This window comes from Chryseobacterium cheonjiense, assembly GCF_012927265.1.
In the GTDB taxonomy this organism is placed as follows: Bacteria; Bacteroidota; Bacteroidia; order Flavobacteriales; family Weeksellaceae; genus Chryseobacterium; species Chryseobacterium cheonjiense.
Genome location: NZ_JABBGF010000001.1, coordinates 2036790 through 2053036 on the forward strand (window position 1 = coordinate 2036790; position 16247 = coordinate 2053036).

The following is a 16247-nucleotide window of genomic DNA, read 5'->3' on the forward strand; positions in this document are numbered from 1 at the left end:
TGTTTCAAAAAACAAAAGTAATCCTAAATGATCGTATTCTGAAAAGCAATTATCGAAAGGCCGGAAGCAATGGGATTTTAAAATAAGAAAAGCTGCTTTATAAGCAGCTTTTCTTATTTTATTAAATGAACCTATAATTATTTCTTCGCTTTTACATCCACAGCGATCTCAATATCCTTGCTGATCATCCATTCTGCAGGATCGGCTTCGGAAGTCCCGAACTTAATTCCCCAGTCTGCCCTGTTTACCGTAAACTTTGCCTGAATAGAAGCAGAATTTTCTGTTACGTCAACTTTAGCCGGGAACGTTACATTCATTGTTTTTCCTGATAACGTAAGATTTCCGCTTACCGTTTTATTGGCTCCGGCAACAGCATCTGCAGACGCATTCTTAAGATCCGTTACACTTGTAATTTTGAAATCCGAAGTAGGATTCTTTGTCGTGTCGAAGAAATCGGGATTTTTAAGGTGCGCTTCAAGATCTGCAGGTTTTTTATCCTTTTCCGTCACGGAAGCAGGATCTACCTTGATTGAATTCATATCGATTACAAAATTTCCGGCAGCAAGCTGTCCTCCTTCAATACTCAAATCTCCGGATTGTATATGAAGAGTCCCCCAGCGCGGAGCCAGTCCCCCTTTATGGAAAGCCTTCCAGTTTACTACAGAAGCTGCCGTATCTACAGCCAGCATCTCCCCTTTGCTTTCCGCTACCGTCTGTTCCTGCGCCGTAGCTGCATTTTCAGCAGATTTTTCCTTAGTACATGAAGCGGCAAAAAGCCCTACTCCTACCAATGCAATAACACTCAATTTTTTCATATTGTCAATTGTTTTAAAAGTTTATTATTCATACCGAAACATTAAAAATATATTTCCGGTTTTTAATTTTTCAAAAATAGAAAAACTTATCTATGGTACCTCTTACCATACATCAATAAATTTAATCCTACTGTAGGAATCCGCTATAGATATTAAATTTCTCCATTAAAAAACGTTTCAATCAATCATATTTTCTAAGAAAGACAAAACAAGTTATTGTTGTTTCGTCCTTTTAAATCATGTAAATTTGCACTCTAATATTCAATGAAATTCAGATTTATGACAAAAAAGATTCTCTATCTGCTATGTATATTTGCAGCTTTAGGCAGTTTAGGAGCACAAGACAAGGCAGAAAAAGCACTCGAAATCTTCTCAGAAAAATATCCCCAGGAAAAAATACACTTAATTTTCAATAAAAACAGCTATATCGCAGGAGAAAATATTTGGTTTAAATCTTTTGTCTTTGATGGCTATAACCTCTCCTCTATTTCCACATCCATGTTTGTGGAGTTGTACGACAGCAATAAAACCCAGATCGCCAAAGAAATCCTTCCCCTTCTTAACGGACAGGGCAGCGGAAGCTTTATGTTGTCCGAAAATTTAAAAGAAGGGATCTATTATATCAGAGCTTATACAGCGTGGATGTCTAATTTCAGTGAAGATTTTCAGGCATTACAGCAAATTGTAGTCTATAATCCTTCGTCCCCGGAGAAACTTGTTTTGGATGACGCTTCAAAATGGACAGCCTCTGTTTTTCCCGAAGGCGGAACTTTTATAGATGGTATCAATACAAAATTCGCAGTTCGGTTACATTCAAAAGGCATTACGCCGTCAGACTGGAACGGATATGTTATTAACGCAGAAAAACCTGACGTTAAAATAACCTCCTTTAAAGGCTTTGATCAAAATGTAGGAACCTTTTCTCTGACACCGAAAACAGGTGTGAAATACCAGGTAGTTTTATCTGATTCTAAAGGAAACAGGCAGGTCGTAGATCTGCCGTATGTTGCGGATTCAGGAATAAACCTTCAGGTTTCAACAGGCAATGATGCCGTAAAATTTTCCGTAAAATCAAAAAACATTGCCCCCGGAACAGTATATAAAGTGATCGGGACAATCGGTAACCAGATGGTTTTTAAGATCAATTCAGACAAAATTCTTGAGAAAACTTATTCCATCCCCGCAGAGCAGCTTATTAACGGAATTCTCCAGCTTACAGTGTTCGATGAAAAAGAAAGTATCATAGCCCGGAGGCTTACCTTCGTTCAGCCCGGAATGTTAAAAATCAAAAAACCGGTACTGCAGTCTATGCAGCTTAACGAATCTCCGCGAGCATCAAACTCTTTCAACATCAATCCGGAGCAGAATAACAATGCTTATACCGTACTGGTATTGGATGGCAGTTCAGAAAATTCTGAAGATGAAAACAGTTTTTTAAGTACATTATGGCTTACCGGCGATATTACATCCAAAATATATACTCCATCCCAATATTTTACAACAAACCGTAACAACGAGGCACTTGATGCTCTTTTGATTTCAGAAATATGGAAAAGATTCGACTGGCGCAACATTATGTCCAGAACCTTTCCTATCATCAGCTACCAGCCGCAGCCCTATATTTCTTATAAAGGAAAAGTATCGGTACAAGGCAAACCAGCATCAAATACAGAGTTAAACCTCATGTTTGAAATTCCGGAATACGGAACAAAACTGTTTCAGGTAAAAACAGACGACAAAGGATTCTTTACCGTGAAAGGGCTGATCTTTGAAGACGCCATTAAATTTTCATATCAGCTGAATGATCCCAAAATACCAAAAGAACAGGTGCAGGTGATTTTCCAGCCCGATTATTCATTTGTTCCGTTAAAAAAATCGCTTCCCGAAAGTAATTATACCCTTGTTCAACGCCAAAGTGATGATCAGCTCTCTGAGCCGGTTAAAAGATATTTAGCAACCAAAAAAACACAGGCCAGTATCTACGAAAAAGCAACACTTATTGAAGAAGTAAAATTAAAAGCCAGGAAAAAGGATAAAACAAAAGAACTTAACGAAAAGCTGAGCAGCCCAATGTTCAAAAGTATGAACGAAACCATCTTTGATCTGGTGAATGAAAACAATTCGGCACAGGCCTCTATGAATATTTTAAGCTGGCTGCAGGGAAGAGTTGCGGGGCTGACCATAGAATCCAGCATGGGAAGTTATTTCCCGAAATTACGGGGATCCAACATAAATGTATATCTGGATGAAATGAAGGTCGATCCATCACAGATCAGCTCACTTCCGGTATCTGATATTGCCATGGTAAAAGTGATCAGAGGTTATTTTGCAGGAGGATTCGGTGGCGGAAACGGTGCGATCGCAATTTACACACGCCGCGGCGGAATAACAGGTTTTACAAATGATCCTAAAGCTTCAACGCAGCTAAAGCAGACTGTACTTCACGGATTCGATAAAGAAGCACCTTTTGTGAACCCCGATTACAGCGATCAAAACTTCAGCACGATCTCTAAAGATGTAAGGACCACGCTCTACTGGAATCCATACGTAGAAGCTGAGACAAAAGATCAAACCGGAATACAGTTCTTCAATAATGATGACGCAAAAAGCTTTAAAATTATCATAATAGGATTCGATGAAAAAGACCTTGTTCCAATTTATTATAATGAAATTGTTAAATAGAAAACCAAATGAAAACAGTACCAATCATACTGTTTTTTTATGTTTAAAATAATATCAGAATGGCTCCTAAAAGTCTTGAAATATTTCAAAGGACGTAAAAAAAATCAAAGATTTTTAAAACTTATGTGTTCTAAAGTTTGCGCAAAGCTTTATCCTCAAATCTAATTTGACTTATGTGTTTAAAAAGCTTTTGTATATGTACAAATGTTTAAGCAGACTTTTACAATACATTCCTCTTTTGTAAAAAAGTCTGTATTTTAGCCGTTTAAATTTTAAAATGAACGCAACCCGTTATATACAGCAGATTCTTGACATTCCGGAAAAAAATATTACCCCTACCCTTCAGCTGTTGGCTGAAGACTGTACCATTCCCTTTATTGCCCGTTACCGTAAAGACAGAACTGGAAACCTCGATGAGATACAGATTGAGCAGATCTCAAAAATCAGCAGGCAGTTTGAAGAGATTGTAAAAAGAAAAGAAACCATTCTGAAGGCTATTGACGAGCAAAATGCCCTGTCACCAGAATTAAAACAAAGAATCGAAGAAAGCTTCGATATGCAGGAACTTGAAGATTTGTACCTGCCTTTTAAAAAAAGAAAAAAAACAAAAGCAGATGCTGCAAAGGAAAAAGGACTGGAACCTTTAGCTAAAATCATTATGAGCCAGAAAGCTCAGGACCTACAGTTTTTAGCCTCAAAATACCTTAATGACAAGGTAAGCACCGAAGAAGAGGCACTTCAGGGCGCCAGAGATATCATGGCCGAATGGATCAACGAGAACATGTACGTCCGCAAAAACCTCCGAAGAATATTCCAGAGGAAAGCTGTGATTACTTCAAAGGTCGTAAAAGCAAAGCAGGAAGAAGAGGATGCAAAAAAATTCTCCCAGTATTTTGAATGGGAAGAAAATCTCAGCAGAACGCCCTCCCATCGTCTTTTGGCCATGTTACGGGCAGAATCGGAAGGTTTTGTGAGAACGAATGTCGGAATCGACAAAGATGAGGCAATTGAATTCATAGAAAATGCAGTTATCAAATCCAATAACGAAACGGCAGAGCAAATTGCACTGGCCATAAAAGACAGCTACAAACGTTTGCTGGAACCTGCCATCTCGAATGAAACACTACAGGAAGCCAAAGAAAGAGCAGACAAAAAAGCCATCGAAATTTTCTCCGAAAACCTTACACAGCTGCTTCTTGCACCACCTTTGGGAGAAAAAAGGATTCTTGCCATAGATCCGGGATACAGAAGTGGCTGCAAAGTCGTATGCCTGGATGAAAAAGGTGATCTTCTGCATAACGAAACCATCTATCCTCACGCGCCGCAAAACGAATCTGGTATGGCTATGAAGAAAATTCGCTCTATGGTCAATGCCTATAACATCGAAGCTATCTCCATTGGAAACGGAACCGCAAGCCGTGAAACGGAATTTTTCATTAAAAAAATTGCTTTTGACAAACCTTTACAGGTTTTTGTGGTTTCTGAAGCCGGAGCTTCCGTATACTCCGCAAGTAAGATTGCCAGGGAAGAATTCCCGTCGTATGATGTAACCGTTCGCGGAGCAGTTTCTATCGGAAGAAGACTATCAGATCCTCTGGCCGAACTTGTGAAAATTGATCCGAAATCTATAGGTGTCGGGCAATACCAGCATGATGTAGACCAGACTCAACTGAAAAACGAACTGGACTCTACCGTTATGAAATGCGTAAACGCTGTCGGAATCAACCTTAATACGGCCAGCAAATCTTTATTGAGCTATGTCTCCGGAATCGGTGAAAAAATGGCAGAGAATATCGTTAGTTACCGTGCAGAAAACGGAGCTTTCGAAGACAGGAAACAGCTTAAAAAAGTCCCAAGGCTAGGTGAAAAAGCCTTCCAGCAGGCTGCCGCTTTTGTGAGAGTAAGCAATTCTAAAAATCCGTTGGATAATTCTGCCGTGCATCCCGAAGCCTACGGAATTGTTGAAAAAATGGCGAAGGATTTAGGAATCAAAACCCACGAGCTGATTGCCAATAAAGAAAAAATAGCACAGATCAGTCCTGAGAAATATATCACGGAAGACATCGGAATTTTAAGTATCCGGGATATTTTAAAAGAACTTGAAAAACCAGGATTAGATCCGCGAAAAGCCGCCAAAGTTTTTGAATTCGATCCAAATGTGAAAAAGATTACTGATCTGAAGATCGGGATGATTCTTCCGGGAATCGTTAATAATATTACCGCCTTCGGATGCTTTGTAGATCTGGGCATTAAAGAAAGCGGACTGGTACATATTTCCCAGCTGAAAGACGGGTTTGTCTCCGATGTGAATGAAGTCGTAAAATTGCATCAGCACGTTCAGGTAAAGGTTACGGATGTGGATGAAGCAAGGAAAAGAATACAGCTGAGTATGATACTGTAAGAATTTATCGTGAAAATATCAGAAATTAAAGAAAGAAAAGTAATTCACAGACCGACTCTTGATTTTGACAGGTTCGGCAAAAGAATCTATCATGCTTACGAGTATTATCTTCCTTATAATCCCGGATTCAAAGGAAATGAGACCCAGAGATTATTTGCTAAATGGATAGATATGGCCTTGTTTGTTTCGCTTTTTTATTATTTATTCCATGAAAGGCTCATCATAAGTATTGCATTATCCGTTCCCGCCGTTATCATTTCAGGGGCAATAACAGAATATTATTTCGGAACTACATTAGGAAAAAAATTATTCAGAATGAAAGTAATTGATGATGAAGGAAATCATCCTGCTTTTCTTCATTCTTTAAAAAGAAATGTGCTATGTCTGGCAAATCTATATCCCGTTTTTACGGAATACACATCAAAAACTGTTGCTATGGGAAGGAGAACGGGAACACAAATGAATTTTAGGATGCATCTCAATAACACCATTTGCAAAACCTACATTGTAAAAGAGAGCAAAATGGAAGAAATAAGAAGTTTAATGGATGTTGAGCCGCCGGAAAATAAGAAGCTGCCTGGCTCAAATGATGATTTGATGTGATGCTGTTATATTTTAGACCAATAATGGAGATAAAAACAAAGCCGGCTAAGTGAGCCGGCTTCATTATTATTTTTTAGATTCTTCAACAGAAACTTTTCTGAAATCCTTGAAAAGCTTGCTTAGTTCCAAAGCTGATTTACGAGCTCTTGTACCCGCTGCTTTGTTTCCTTTTTCTGCCTGTTGGTTTGCTTCAGTTGTGAAAGCTTCAAATTCCGCGTTGATTTTTTCAATTAATTCTTTCATTATTTTTAAAATTTAGGCTGCAAATATATGTTTTATCACTATTCCAGCCTAATACAGACGAAAAAATTTGTAATAATTAATCAAATTTAACCTGTCGTCTTTGCTTTTAATTTATTTTTTAAATCAAAATATACTTTTTAGTGTTTTTCATACGGTATTCAACGATCCGTTTTGCCTGTTCACCGAAATCATTATCATTTAATCCCGATTCCTGCAGAACTTTACATCAGGAAAAAGAGCAATAGTGCTCATACAACTTTAAATAATTCACATCATGAAAGCAAAAATCGGACTTACAGAAAAAAATGCAGACGCCGTTGCTGCAGAATTGGCAAAATTACTCGCAGATGAATTCGTGCTGTACACCAAAACCAGAAATGCCCACTGGAACGTAACCGGAGATAATTTCCACGCAATGCACATTTTCTTTGAAAAACAGTACAATCAGCTGGAAGATCTCATTGACAGCGTTGCAGAACGTATGCGAAAAATAGGTCACTACGCTCCTGCCACCATGAAAGCATATCTTGAACTCACTCATCTAACCGAGTACAGCGACAGAACCAATGACGGCCTGGGTTATATGAAAGATCTGCTCAGCGACCACGAAAGCATCATCGACTTTCTCCGCGGAAACATAACTCCTTTTGCAGAAAAATACAAAGATTACGGTAGCAGCGACTTTATTACAGGACTCATGGAAACTCACGAAGAAATGGCCTGGATGATCCGTTCCTATTTCAGATAAGCGATGATCCTGAACATAAAATAAAAAAGGAATAAGTATATTTGTGTAGATCATAATAAACTGTTCCTATGAAAGCCTTAATCGTTGATGACAATGATATTGCGAGAATGACTTTGTCTCATCTCGCAAAACAAATTCCTCATCTTACCATTGTCCGGGAATATTCCAGTGCTGTGGAAGCTTATCTCCATCTTCAGAACGATCCTGTAGATCTTTTGTTTCTAGACATTGAAATGCCGGAAATGACGGGGATTGAACTGACAAAAAATCTTTCAGGAAAAGATACCATCATCATCTTTACCTCTTCTAAAAAAGAGTATGCGCTGGAAGCTTTTGAGCTTAATATCGCAGATTATCTCCTGAAGCCGGTAACTCCTGCAAGATTTTTACAGGCGGTAGGCAAAGCTCAGGCCGTTCTTGAGAGCAGAAAAGAAAACATACAGGTTGGTAAAGATGAGTTTCTGTTTGTGCGGGACTCCAATATTACACGGCGATTAAAGCTTGACGATATTTTCTATGCAGAAGCAATGGGCGATTATATAAAATTTTTCACCAAAGAAAAAGCATACGTGATTCACGGTACTATGAAAGCTGCAGAAGAACGTCTCCCGAAAGACAGTTTTATCCGCGTGCACCGTTCCTACATTATTTCTGTCGGGAAAATTGATACGCTTCAGGACGGCGGGATCATGATCAACGGAAAATTCATTCCCGTAGCCGATGCTTACCGAAAAGCACTCAACACAAGAATGAATGTTTTCTAAGGTTTTATTGCAAACTACTTAGCCCGGCCTGAACCAATTGCTTAAAACAGTCATCATTTTATAACTTATTATGATAAAGGTAAAGTCCGTAATGGGCAATAAAAGATTTCGCAATTTCATCATACTCAGCTTTATTGCGGGAAGCATATTGCTGATCGCCGTGCAGGTCAATTCGGCGAGAAATACTGAAGCCCTTATACAGAACAACAATACACTCTTGAATGAGCTTCGTTCCAGCAATCATCTCAGAGAGATCGACCGCGATATTCTGAGCGTTGAAAGCCGCATCAGGGCTTCTATTGCTACCAACGACACCACCCATCTTGAAGGAATCGATAAGAAAATCAACGAAATCGAAAACTTTCTTGATTCACTTTCCAAAGACAATGCGGATGCTGAAGAAGAGCAGCTGATTCACAGGCTCAGCGTGCTTGCCATGGAAAAAAAGAACACCAAAGAAAGACTGCTTCACCGGTATCTCACCGTGGGAAATATGGATGATAATACATCCATTGCCAATCCGCGTGCGCGAAAAATCTCTAATGAAATTACCTCTATTACAGCGAAGATTTATGAGAGCCGCCGTCAGCATATGGTGACACTCAGCAGCAAAAGTGAAGAGATGGGCCGAAAAGCACGTTTTTATGATGCCGCTCTTCTTGCTTTACTGGTATTCAGCGGAGGTATTGTAGGCTTTCATATTCTAAGACAGTTCCGCAGACAATCTATCTTGATAGAAGAACTGGATATAGCAGAAAAAAAAGCATCGGTTGCGGCACAGACCAAAGAAAATTTCCTGGCCAATATGAGCCATGAGATCCGTACGCCGCTGAGCGGCATCCTGGGATTCACAAATTTATTACAAAAAAGACCCTTGGACGAGACTTCTGCACAGTTTGTCACTTCCATCCAGCAGTCGGGAGAGAATTTAATGGCAATCATTAATGACATTCTTGATCTTTCTAAAATCGAAGCGGGTATGATGCGGATTACACCTGGAATATTCAGCATTAACGGATTGGTAGATTCTGTAAAAACACTTTTCACCGAAAGAGTAAAAGAAAAGAAACTTACAATTTCCGGCACTGTAGATTTTTCGATCCCTGACACGCTTATTGGCGATGCTACAAGACTTACCCAAATTATGGTAAACCTCATCGGGAATGCGGTAAAATTTACACAGCAGGGAAATATAAGCATTGAGGTATATATGAAAGAACGTTCGGGAAGCAGTGTTGTTTTAGGCTTTAAGATTTCGGATACCGGTATCGGAATTGAAAGAGAAAAGCTTGACGAGATTTTTGAACGTTTCAATCAGGGTGAAGATTCCATCACACGAAATTATGGAGGTACCGGACTTGGACTTTCTATCGTAAAACAGCTGATACTCCTGCAGCACGGAAATATCGAAGTGACGAGTGAACAGGGAAAAGGAACCACATTTCATTTTTATATTCCCTATACCGTTGCCGATGAGCAGCTCAAAACCACAGTTCCGGTGGACACAGATTACTTTAAAGACCGCTCAAATATCCCTTTGCGGGTGCTGGTTGTAGATGACAATGCCATTAACCAGAGCCTTATGAGCCATCTTCTCCTCCAGTGGAACATTGATTTTGATATTGTATCAAACGGGGTGGAAGCTGTAGATTATCTCAAAAAAAATTCCAGCGACCTCGTATTGATGGATATACAGATGCCAAAAATGGACGGTTATACGGCTACCCAGCAGATCCGTGAAGTACTGAAGCTGGATATTCCGATTATTGCTATGACTGCTCACGCATTGGCCGGAGAAAGAGAGAAATGTTTAAGCCGTGGAATGAACGAATACATTTCCAAACCTATTAATGAAGAAGAACTTTTCAGAATTATTTCAGGGTTCGGATTTGAAAGAAAAGAACAGGAAAATATAAGTCAGGAAACTTACCTTCCCGATTATAATTATATCAATCTCACCTATATGAAGTCGGTAAGCGGTGGCGACAAAAATTTTGAGCGTCTCGTAACCCTACAGTTTACGGAAAAAATTCCGCAGCACCTGGAAGAACTTTTGCTCGCTTATCAGAATAAAGATTTTGTTACCTTAAAACTGCGTGCGCATGATCTGAAATCCAGTGTTGCCATTATGGGACTTCTTCCTTTACTCGAAGAAAAGCTGGATATCCTAGAAAAACCTTCGGAAGATCTCGATATACTAAAACAGACTCTTGATGAAGTAAAAAATATACTAACACAGTCCCTTGCAGAAGCAGAAAATTTATTAACATCACAAAATAATTAGAAGAAAATGAACTTATTTTCACCGTTATACTTACGCAGCCTCACTCTGAAGAACAGAATTGTAGTATCGCCCATGCAGCAATACAGTGCCATCAATGGTATTCCCGGAAACTGGCATCTCGTACATCTGGGAAGCCGTGCCGTAGGTGGTGCCGGACTGATCCTTACCGAATGTACCGCCGTCTCCCCCGAAGGACTTGCCACCCTGAATGATGTCGGCATCTGGAATGACGAACAGAAAACCGCATGGAAGAATATCGTGGATTTTGTGCATGAACAGGATGCTAAAATAGGAATACAGCTGTGGCATTCCGGTGGTAAAGGCAGCCTCAGACATCCCAATGAAAGGATGAAGCCACTGAATGATGAGGAAGGCGGATGGACGGTAAAGTCATCTTCTGCTACCGAAATCAACGGTGTTGTTCCCAAAGAACTGACTGTTGAAGAGATTCATGAACTTACCAAAAAGTTTGCTGACGCAGCAGTACGTGCTGTTGAAGCAGGGTTTGATACCATTGAACTTCATGCAGGGCACGGCTATCTTTTTCATCAGTTTTATTCTGCGGTGATTAATAAAAGAGAAGACGAGTATGGGGGAAGCTTTGAAAACAGGATACGGTTTTTAATTGAAACGGTTCGTGAGGTAAGAAAAGTCATTCCTGAAATCATGCCTCTTCTGGTAAGAATTTCGGCAGTAGACTATATTGATACACCGGAAGGATGGACCTTGGAAGACAGTATAGCACTTTCGGAAATTTTAAAAGAAAACGGAGTAGATCTTATCACCGCTTCCGGTGGTGGCTTCACCAACGTTAGTAAGGACAAAGTTTTTCCGGGATACCAGGTTTCTTTTGCTGCAGCGATAAAAGAGAAAACCGGGATTCTCACCGGTGCTGTCGGTATGATTACGGAAGCGCATCAGGCTAATGAAATCATTACTTCTGAAAAGGCAGATCTGGTAATTATTGCCAGAGAACATTTAAGGGATCCGTATTTTGCTATTCATTCTGCGAAAAAATTAGGTATTGTAACCGAAATTCCATGGCAATATCAGAGAGCTTTTTAATTTAACAGATAAAAATTAAAATTGATTATTGTCATCAACGTTCGCTTTTCGAAATACCGGATTCAATGCACAAAAGTATATTTAAATAAGTACATATGGAAGATCAGGGTGCGTCTGTAGTGATTACCCATCATATTCTGGACGGAAAACAAAAAGAATACGAAAGCTGGCTGGACGAAATTATTCCCCAGACCAAACATTCAGAAGGTTTCATAGACCTGCAGATCGTAAGACCGATTCCCGGTCTTACGTTTGTCTATACGGTGATTATCCGTTTCGACACGATTACACATCTGAAAAACTGGATGGAATCTGACAACAGAAAAAGTCTTATTGAAAAAGCCTCTCCTTTATTCCGGAAAAATGACAATTATGAGATCAGATCCGGACTGGATTTTCTTTTTACTTCAGAAAGCTCTACCGGCAAAGCGCCTGTACGATGGAAACAATTCCTTGTGACATGGTCTGCCATCTATCCTTTATCTTTAATCATTCCACTTATACTCCTTCCCTTGCTTAAAATATTTGATATTCCTAAGAACCATTATTTTGAAGCATTGCTTATCTCAGGAGCTATTGTCTTTTTAATGGTATTTGCAGTGATGCCGGTGTATACAAGACTGATCAGGAAATGGCTTTACAAGTAAGATATTTTATCAGTTTCGGCTTCCGGCTTCGCCGGAAGCCGAAACTGTTTTAGAGAATCTATTGCACTTTTGATTTCATTACACTTGTTTAGATTATAGAATTCTGTTGTGATTTAATTTGCCATTTAGATTAAAATAATTTTCTGTTTAATTTAATTCGGTATTTTTAAACTAAGCAGATTTTATATTCTTATCTTATAGAAACCGGACGTCTTTCGGATGATCATTTCCACCGAGTGTTTTTGCCTGTTTAACGAATAACATTATTAAATCTCAGGATTATGTGGTAGCTTTATCATAGAAAAAAACAAACAACCTGTCCAATCACTTTATAATTAATATAAAACCAACCAAAATGTTACAAAAGAATACCGTTGCTCCCGATTTTACCTTATTTGCAACACCAGATCAGAAAATCACATTGTCCGAATTCAAAGGACGGAATGTAATCCTTGCTTTTTATCCTGCAGACTGGAGTCCCGTATGCAGCGACCAGATGGCACTGTACAATGAAACGCTAAAGTTTTTCAAACAATATGATGCAGAGATTTTCGGAATTTCCGTAGACAGCAAATGGTGCCACATGGCTTTTTCACAATCAAGAAATTTACATTTTCCTTTACTGGCAGATTTTGAAGCCAAGGGAGAAATCGCAAAACAATACGGAGTATACAATGAGGAAGAAGGTGAATGCAACCGTGCGTTATTTGTTATTGATAAAGACGGGATCATAGCATGGAGCTACCTCTCTCCTACCGCAGTAAATCCCGGAGCAGACGGTATTCTGGAAGCATTAGAAACCTTAAAAACAAAATAATATGTCACTAAAACCTTCAGTAAACAAAAACGACCACATTCAGGGTAATGCGAACGCCGAACTGGTCATCGTAGAATATGGCGATTATCAATGTCCGTATTGCGGAGCAGCGTATCCCGTTCTTAAGGAACTAATGGACGAATTTGGAAATCAGGTTCAGTTTGTCTTCAGAAATTTTCCGTTATCGGAGATGCATCAGTACGCAAGACCTGCCGCCATCGCAGCCGAAGCGGCCAATCTTCAGGGCAAATTTTGGGAAATGCATGATGCGATCTACGAAAATCAGCAATATCTGAACAAAGACCTGCTTCAGGAAATTGCGGAAAAATTAAACCTGAACATCAATCAATTTAAAAATGATATTGAAAGCAGCGAACTCGCAGAAAAAGTAGATTCGGATTTTGAAAGCGGAATAATCAGCGGAGTAAACGGTACGCCTTCCTTTTTCGTGAATGGAAAAAAATTCAATGGCGGTGCAACAGATCTACTTGAGCTGGTAAGAGAAAATGTCATTAATTAACATTTTTAAGCTTTGTTGAACGAAATTAAACTAGATTAACTTTCATCAGGTTCAACCTTTGTACATTTGCTAAAGAATCAGAGACAAACAATTTTACATCACAATATTAACAACATTAAAAATTAAACAAAATGAGTACACTTACATTAAAAGACGGAACAGAAATTTTTTACAAAGACCAGGGCGAAGGGCCGGTATTGATGTTTCACCATGGGTGGCCGCTGTCTTCGGATGACTGGGACGCGCAGGTAATTTTCTTCTTAAAAAGAGGTTACAGAGTAGTCACCCACGACAGAAGAGGCCACGGAAGATCCAGCCAGAATATTTACAACCACACCATCGAGCAGTATGCTTCTGATGCGGCAGAACTGGTAGAATTTTTAGACTTAAAAGACGTCGTACACATCGGTCACTCAACAGGGGGTGGTGAAGTGATAAGATACGTTAACAAATATGCCAACGGAAGAGCTAAAAAAGCAGTTTTAATCAGTGCTATTCCCCCGGTTATGGTAAAGAGTGAAAATAATCCTGACGGAGTTCCTATGGAAGTTTTCGACAACATCAGAGAACAGACGATGAACAACAGAAACCAGTTCTACTATGACCTGACGTTCCCTTTTTACGGTTACAACAGAGAAGGTGCCGATGTAAAAGACGGCATCCAGAGAAACTGGTGGAGACAGGGATTAATGGGTGGAATCGTAGCCCATTACGATGGAATTAAAGCATTCTCTGAAACAGATTTAACAGAAGATCTGAAAGCGGTTGATCTCCCGGTTTTGGTGCTTCACGGTGAAGATGACCAGATTGTACCTATTGAAAATTCAGCCATCAAGTCTGCAAAATTATTAAAGAATGGTAAATTGATTACCTATCCAGGTTTCCCTCACGGAATGCCGACTACTGAGCATGAAACCATTAATAAAGATATCCTTGATTTTATTCAGGAGTAATTTTATATTTAAATAAATTTTTTCTGAAAGAGTGTTTCTGCTGATTCACTCTTTTTTCATGTAAAATTTCAATTAAAATTCTGGTACCTATGATTAAATTGTGTCAATTTATCGAAGAGTCTTCATAATATTACGGTATTCCGTATTTTAGATACATTTAGTCATTTACTTATTTCACTGATAATTAATAAGTTAAAAATTAAGCTTTGTTTTTTGCAATAATCATTTTGAATTTAATCATTAATCAAAAAAAATTACAACAATGAGTACACTTACATTAAAAGACGGAACAGAAATTTTTTACAAAGACCAGGGCGAAGGGCCGGTATTGATGTTTCACCATGGATGGCCGCTATCTTCGGATGACTGGGACGCGCAGGTAATTTTCTTCTTAAAGAAAGGTTACAGAGTAGTCACCCACGACAGAAGAGGCCACGGAAGATCCAGCCAGAATATTTACAACCATACGATCGAGCAGTATGCATCAGACGCTGCCGAGCTGGTAGAGTTTTTAGATTTAAAAGACGTCGTACACATCGGTCACTCAACAGGTGGCGGTGAAGTGATAAGATACGTTAACAAATATGCCAACGGAAGAGCGAAAAAAGCCATATTGATCAGTGCTATTCCTCCGGTTATGGTAAAGAGTGAAAATAATCCTGACGGAGTTCCTATGGAAGTTTTCGACAACATCAGAGAACAGACGATGAACAACAGAAACCAGTTCTACTATGACCTGACGTTCCCTTTTTACGGTTACAACAGAGAAGGTGCCGATGTAAAAGACGGCATCCAGAGAAACTGGTGGAGACAGGGATTAATGGGTGGAATCGTAGCCCATTACGATGGAATTAAAGCATTCTCTGAAACAGATTTAACAGAAGATCTGAAAGCGGTTGATCTCCCGGTTTTAGTACTTCACGGCGAAGATGACCAGATTGTACCGATTGAAAATTCTGCCATTAAGTCTGCAAAATTATTAAAGAATGGCAAGCTGATTACGTATCCAGGTTTCCCTCACGGAATGCCGACTACTGAGCATGAAACCATTAATAAAGATATTTTGGATTTTATTACAGCATAACTTAAAATCAGTGAGTAATTATTGATAAAACTTTAATTTCTTATTCTTAACACCAAATAATTTTTATGGAAAATTCAAATGCTGAATCATCGGTTTTTAATCCTGAAGATTTTTCTATTGTAAAACAAAGAGGTTTCGACGAATTGAAAGTTGGGGAAGTTTTCAGGGCGTCGAGCAGAACACTTACAGATGCACATGCTTCCGCCTTTCAGACTGTATCATGTGATAACCATCCTATTCATTACGATAAGGAATATGCGAAAAAATACGGGCATGAAGCCCCGGTAGTACACGGATTACAGGTTTTAGCCTTTACCGCCCCGGGAGCCACATTGCTACCGCATTATTTCGGTAATGTTTTCGTCAGTTTTTTAGAACTGTCCTGCAGTTTTTTAAAGGAAGTTCATTCCGGAGATACTCTGTATTCTTCATTGACGATTACTGATCTTAAACCCAAAGGAGATCAGGGAATTGTAACAACGAAAGTAGCCGTTTATAATCAGAAATCAGAGCTTGTACTGGAAGGCCGTCACAAGTACCTGCTGAGGAGATAATCTTTTATCAGTAAAAATGAATAAAGTCTTTAAATTAAGTTTTAAAGACTTTTTGTTTAACGTTATG

At 39.1% G+C, this 16247-nt stretch carries 15 protein-coding genes; 13 read left to right on the forward strand and 2 right to left on the reverse strand.

Features of this window, described 5'->3' with window-relative positions:
• Window positions 1-137: 137 nt before the first annotated feature.
• Window positions 138-815, reverse strand: a complete 678-nt coding sequence (locus HHL20_RS09190; protein WP_169230834.1) for a YceI family protein — start codon at window positions 813-815, stop codon at window positions 138-140.
• 279 nt (window positions 816-1094) lie between these two features.
• On the opposite strand from HHL20_RS09190, the gene HHL20_RS09195 reads away from it, so the two are divergent.
• The 3 genes from HHL20_RS09195 to HHL20_RS09205 all read left to right on the forward strand — a co-directional run bounded on the left by HHL20_RS09195 (window position 1095) and on the right by HHL20_RS09205 (window position 6501).
• Window positions 1095-3497: a hypothetical protein gene (locus HHL20_RS09195; protein WP_169230835.1), complete on the forward strand. Its 2403-nt coding sequence runs from the start codon at window positions 1095-1097 to the stop codon at window positions 3495-3497.
• A 277-nt stretch (window positions 3498-3774) separates the two neighbouring features.
• Window positions 3775-5898, forward strand: a complete 2124-nt coding sequence (locus tag HHL20_RS09200; protein WP_169230836.1) for a Tex family protein — start codon at window positions 3775-3777, stop codon at window positions 5896-5898.
• A gap of 9 nt (window positions 5899-5907) precedes the next feature.
• A complete protein-coding gene (locus HHL20_RS09205) occupies window positions 5908-6501 on the forward strand; it encodes an RDD family protein (RefSeq protein WP_169230837.1) in 594 nt (197 codons plus the stop codon).
• Between the two features lie 66 nt (window positions 6502-6567).
• Here the strand turns inward: HHL20_RS09205 and HHL20_RS09210 are convergent, their stop codons facing one another.
• Window positions 6568-6744 (reverse strand): histone H1, encoded by a 177-nt coding sequence (locus tag HHL20_RS09210; RefSeq protein WP_034684091.1) that lies wholly within the window; start codon window positions 6742-6744, stop codon window positions 6568-6570.
• A 274-nt stretch (window positions 6745-7018) separates the two neighbouring features.
• Between HHL20_RS09210 and HHL20_RS09215 the strand changes: the two genes are divergently transcribed.
• The 10 genes from HHL20_RS09215 (at window position 7019) to HHL20_RS09260 (ending at window position 16180) form a co-directional block, all read left to right on the forward strand.
• Window positions 7019-7492, forward strand: coding sequence for a Dps family protein (locus HHL20_RS09215; RefSeq protein ID WP_169230838.1), 474 nt, complete (start codon window positions 7019-7021; stop codon window positions 7490-7492).
• A gap of 68 nt (window positions 7493-7560) precedes the next feature.
• Entirely contained in the window at window positions 7561-8256 is a 696-nt protein-coding gene (locus HHL20_RS09220) for a LytR/AlgR family response regulator transcription factor (RefSeq protein WP_169230839.1), read from the forward strand.
• A gap of 70 nt (window positions 8257-8326) precedes the next feature.
• A complete protein-coding gene (locus HHL20_RS09225) occupies window positions 8327-10540 on the forward strand; it encodes a hybrid sensor histidine kinase/response regulator (RefSeq protein ID WP_169230840.1) in 2214 nt (737 codons plus the stop codon).
• 6 nt (window positions 10541-10546) lie between these two features.
• On the forward strand, window positions 10547-11605 hold the full coding sequence (locus HHL20_RS09230; protein ID WP_169230841.1) for an NADH:flavin oxidoreductase/NADH oxidase: 1059 nt from the start codon (window positions 10547-10549) through the stop codon (window positions 11603-11605).
• A gap of 95 nt (window positions 11606-11700) precedes the next feature.
• Window positions 11701-12252 carry an antibiotic biosynthesis monooxygenase gene (locus tag HHL20_RS09235; RefSeq protein ID WP_169230842.1) on the forward strand — a complete coding sequence of 184 codons (552 nt, stop codon included), beginning with the start codon at window positions 11701-11703 and terminating at the stop codon, window positions 12250-12252.
• A 355-nt stretch (window positions 12253-12607) separates the two neighbouring features.
• Window positions 12608-13069: a redoxin domain-containing protein gene (locus HHL20_RS09240; protein ID WP_169230843.1), complete on the forward strand. Its 462-nt coding sequence runs from the start codon at window positions 12608-12610 to the stop codon at window positions 13067-13069.
• Window position 13070: 1 nt separating this feature from the next.
• Complete coding sequence (locus tag HHL20_RS09245; RefSeq protein ID WP_169230844.1) at window positions 13071-13589, forward strand: DsbA family protein; 519 nt, start codon at window positions 13071-13073, stop codon at window positions 13587-13589.
• A 131-nt stretch (window positions 13590-13720) separates the two neighbouring features.
• Window positions 13721-14542, forward strand: coding sequence for an alpha/beta fold hydrolase (locus tag HHL20_RS09250; protein ID WP_169230845.1), 822 nt, complete (start codon window positions 13721-13723; stop codon window positions 14540-14542).
• 262 nt (window positions 14543-14804) lie between these two features.
• The gene (locus HHL20_RS09255; protein WP_169230846.1) at window positions 14805-15626 is read left to right on the forward strand and encodes an alpha/beta fold hydrolase; all 822 of its coding nucleotides are present in this window, start codon (window positions 14805-14807) and stop codon (window positions 15624-15626) included.
• Window positions 15627-15691: 65 nt separating this feature from the next.
• Window positions 15692-16180, forward strand: a complete 489-nt coding sequence (locus tag HHL20_RS09260; protein ID WP_169230847.1) for a MaoC family dehydratase — start codon at window positions 15692-15694, stop codon at window positions 16178-16180.
• Window positions 16181-16247: the final 67 nt, after the last annotated feature.

What these genes read in the sequence shown, in the direction of transcription:
- HHL20_RS09190 (WP_169230834.1), bottom strand. Translation starts at nt 815, where the DNA reads ATGAAAAAATTGAGTGTTATTGCATTGGTAGGAGTAGGGCTTTTTGCC.
- HHL20_RS09195 (WP_169230835.1), top strand. Translation starts at nt 1,095, where the DNA reads ATGACAAAAAAGATTCTCTATCTGCTATGTATATTTGCAGCTTTAGGC.
- HHL20_RS09200 (WP_169230836.1), top strand. Translation starts at nt 3,775, where the DNA reads ATGAACGCAACCCGTTATATACAGCAGATTCTTGACATTCCGGAAAAA.
- HHL20_RS09210 (WP_034684091.1), bottom strand. Translation starts at nt 6,744, where the DNA reads ATGAAAGAATTAATTGAAAAAATCAACGCGGAATTTGAAGCTTTCACA.
- HHL20_RS09215 (WP_169230838.1), top strand. Translation starts at nt 7,019, where the DNA reads ATGAAAGCAAAAATCGGACTTACAGAAAAAAATGCAGACGCCGTTGCT.
- HHL20_RS09220 (WP_169230839.1), top strand. Translation starts at nt 7,561, where the DNA reads ATGAAAGCCTTAATCGTTGATGACAATGATATTGCGAGAATGACTTTG.
- HHL20_RS09225 (WP_169230840.1), top strand. Translation starts at nt 8,327, where the DNA reads ATGATAAAGGTAAAGTCCGTAATGGGCAATAAAAGATTTCGCAATTTC.
- HHL20_RS09230 (WP_169230841.1), top strand. Translation starts at nt 10,547, where the DNA reads ATGAACTTATTTTCACCGTTATACTTACGCAGCCTCACTCTGAAGAAC.
- HHL20_RS09235 (WP_169230842.1), top strand. Translation starts at nt 11,701, where the DNA reads ATGGAAGATCAGGGTGCGTCTGTAGTGATTACCCATCATATTCTGGAC.
- HHL20_RS09240 (WP_169230843.1), top strand. Translation starts at nt 12,608, where the DNA reads ATGTTACAAAAGAATACCGTTGCTCCCGATTTTACCTTATTTGCAACA.
- HHL20_RS09245 (WP_169230844.1), top strand. Translation starts at nt 13,071, where the DNA reads ATGTCACTAAAACCTTCAGTAAACAAAAACGACCACATTCAGGGTAAT.
- HHL20_RS09250 (WP_169230845.1), top strand. Translation starts at nt 13,721, where the DNA reads ATGAGTACACTTACATTAAAAGACGGAACAGAAATTTTTTACAAAGAC.
- HHL20_RS09255 (WP_169230846.1), top strand. Translation starts at nt 14,805, where the DNA reads ATGAGTACACTTACATTAAAAGACGGAACAGAAATTTTTTACAAAGAC.
- HHL20_RS09260 (WP_169230847.1), top strand. Translation starts at nt 15,692, where the DNA reads ATGGAAAATTCAAATGCTGAATCATCGGTTTTTAATCCTGAAGATTTT.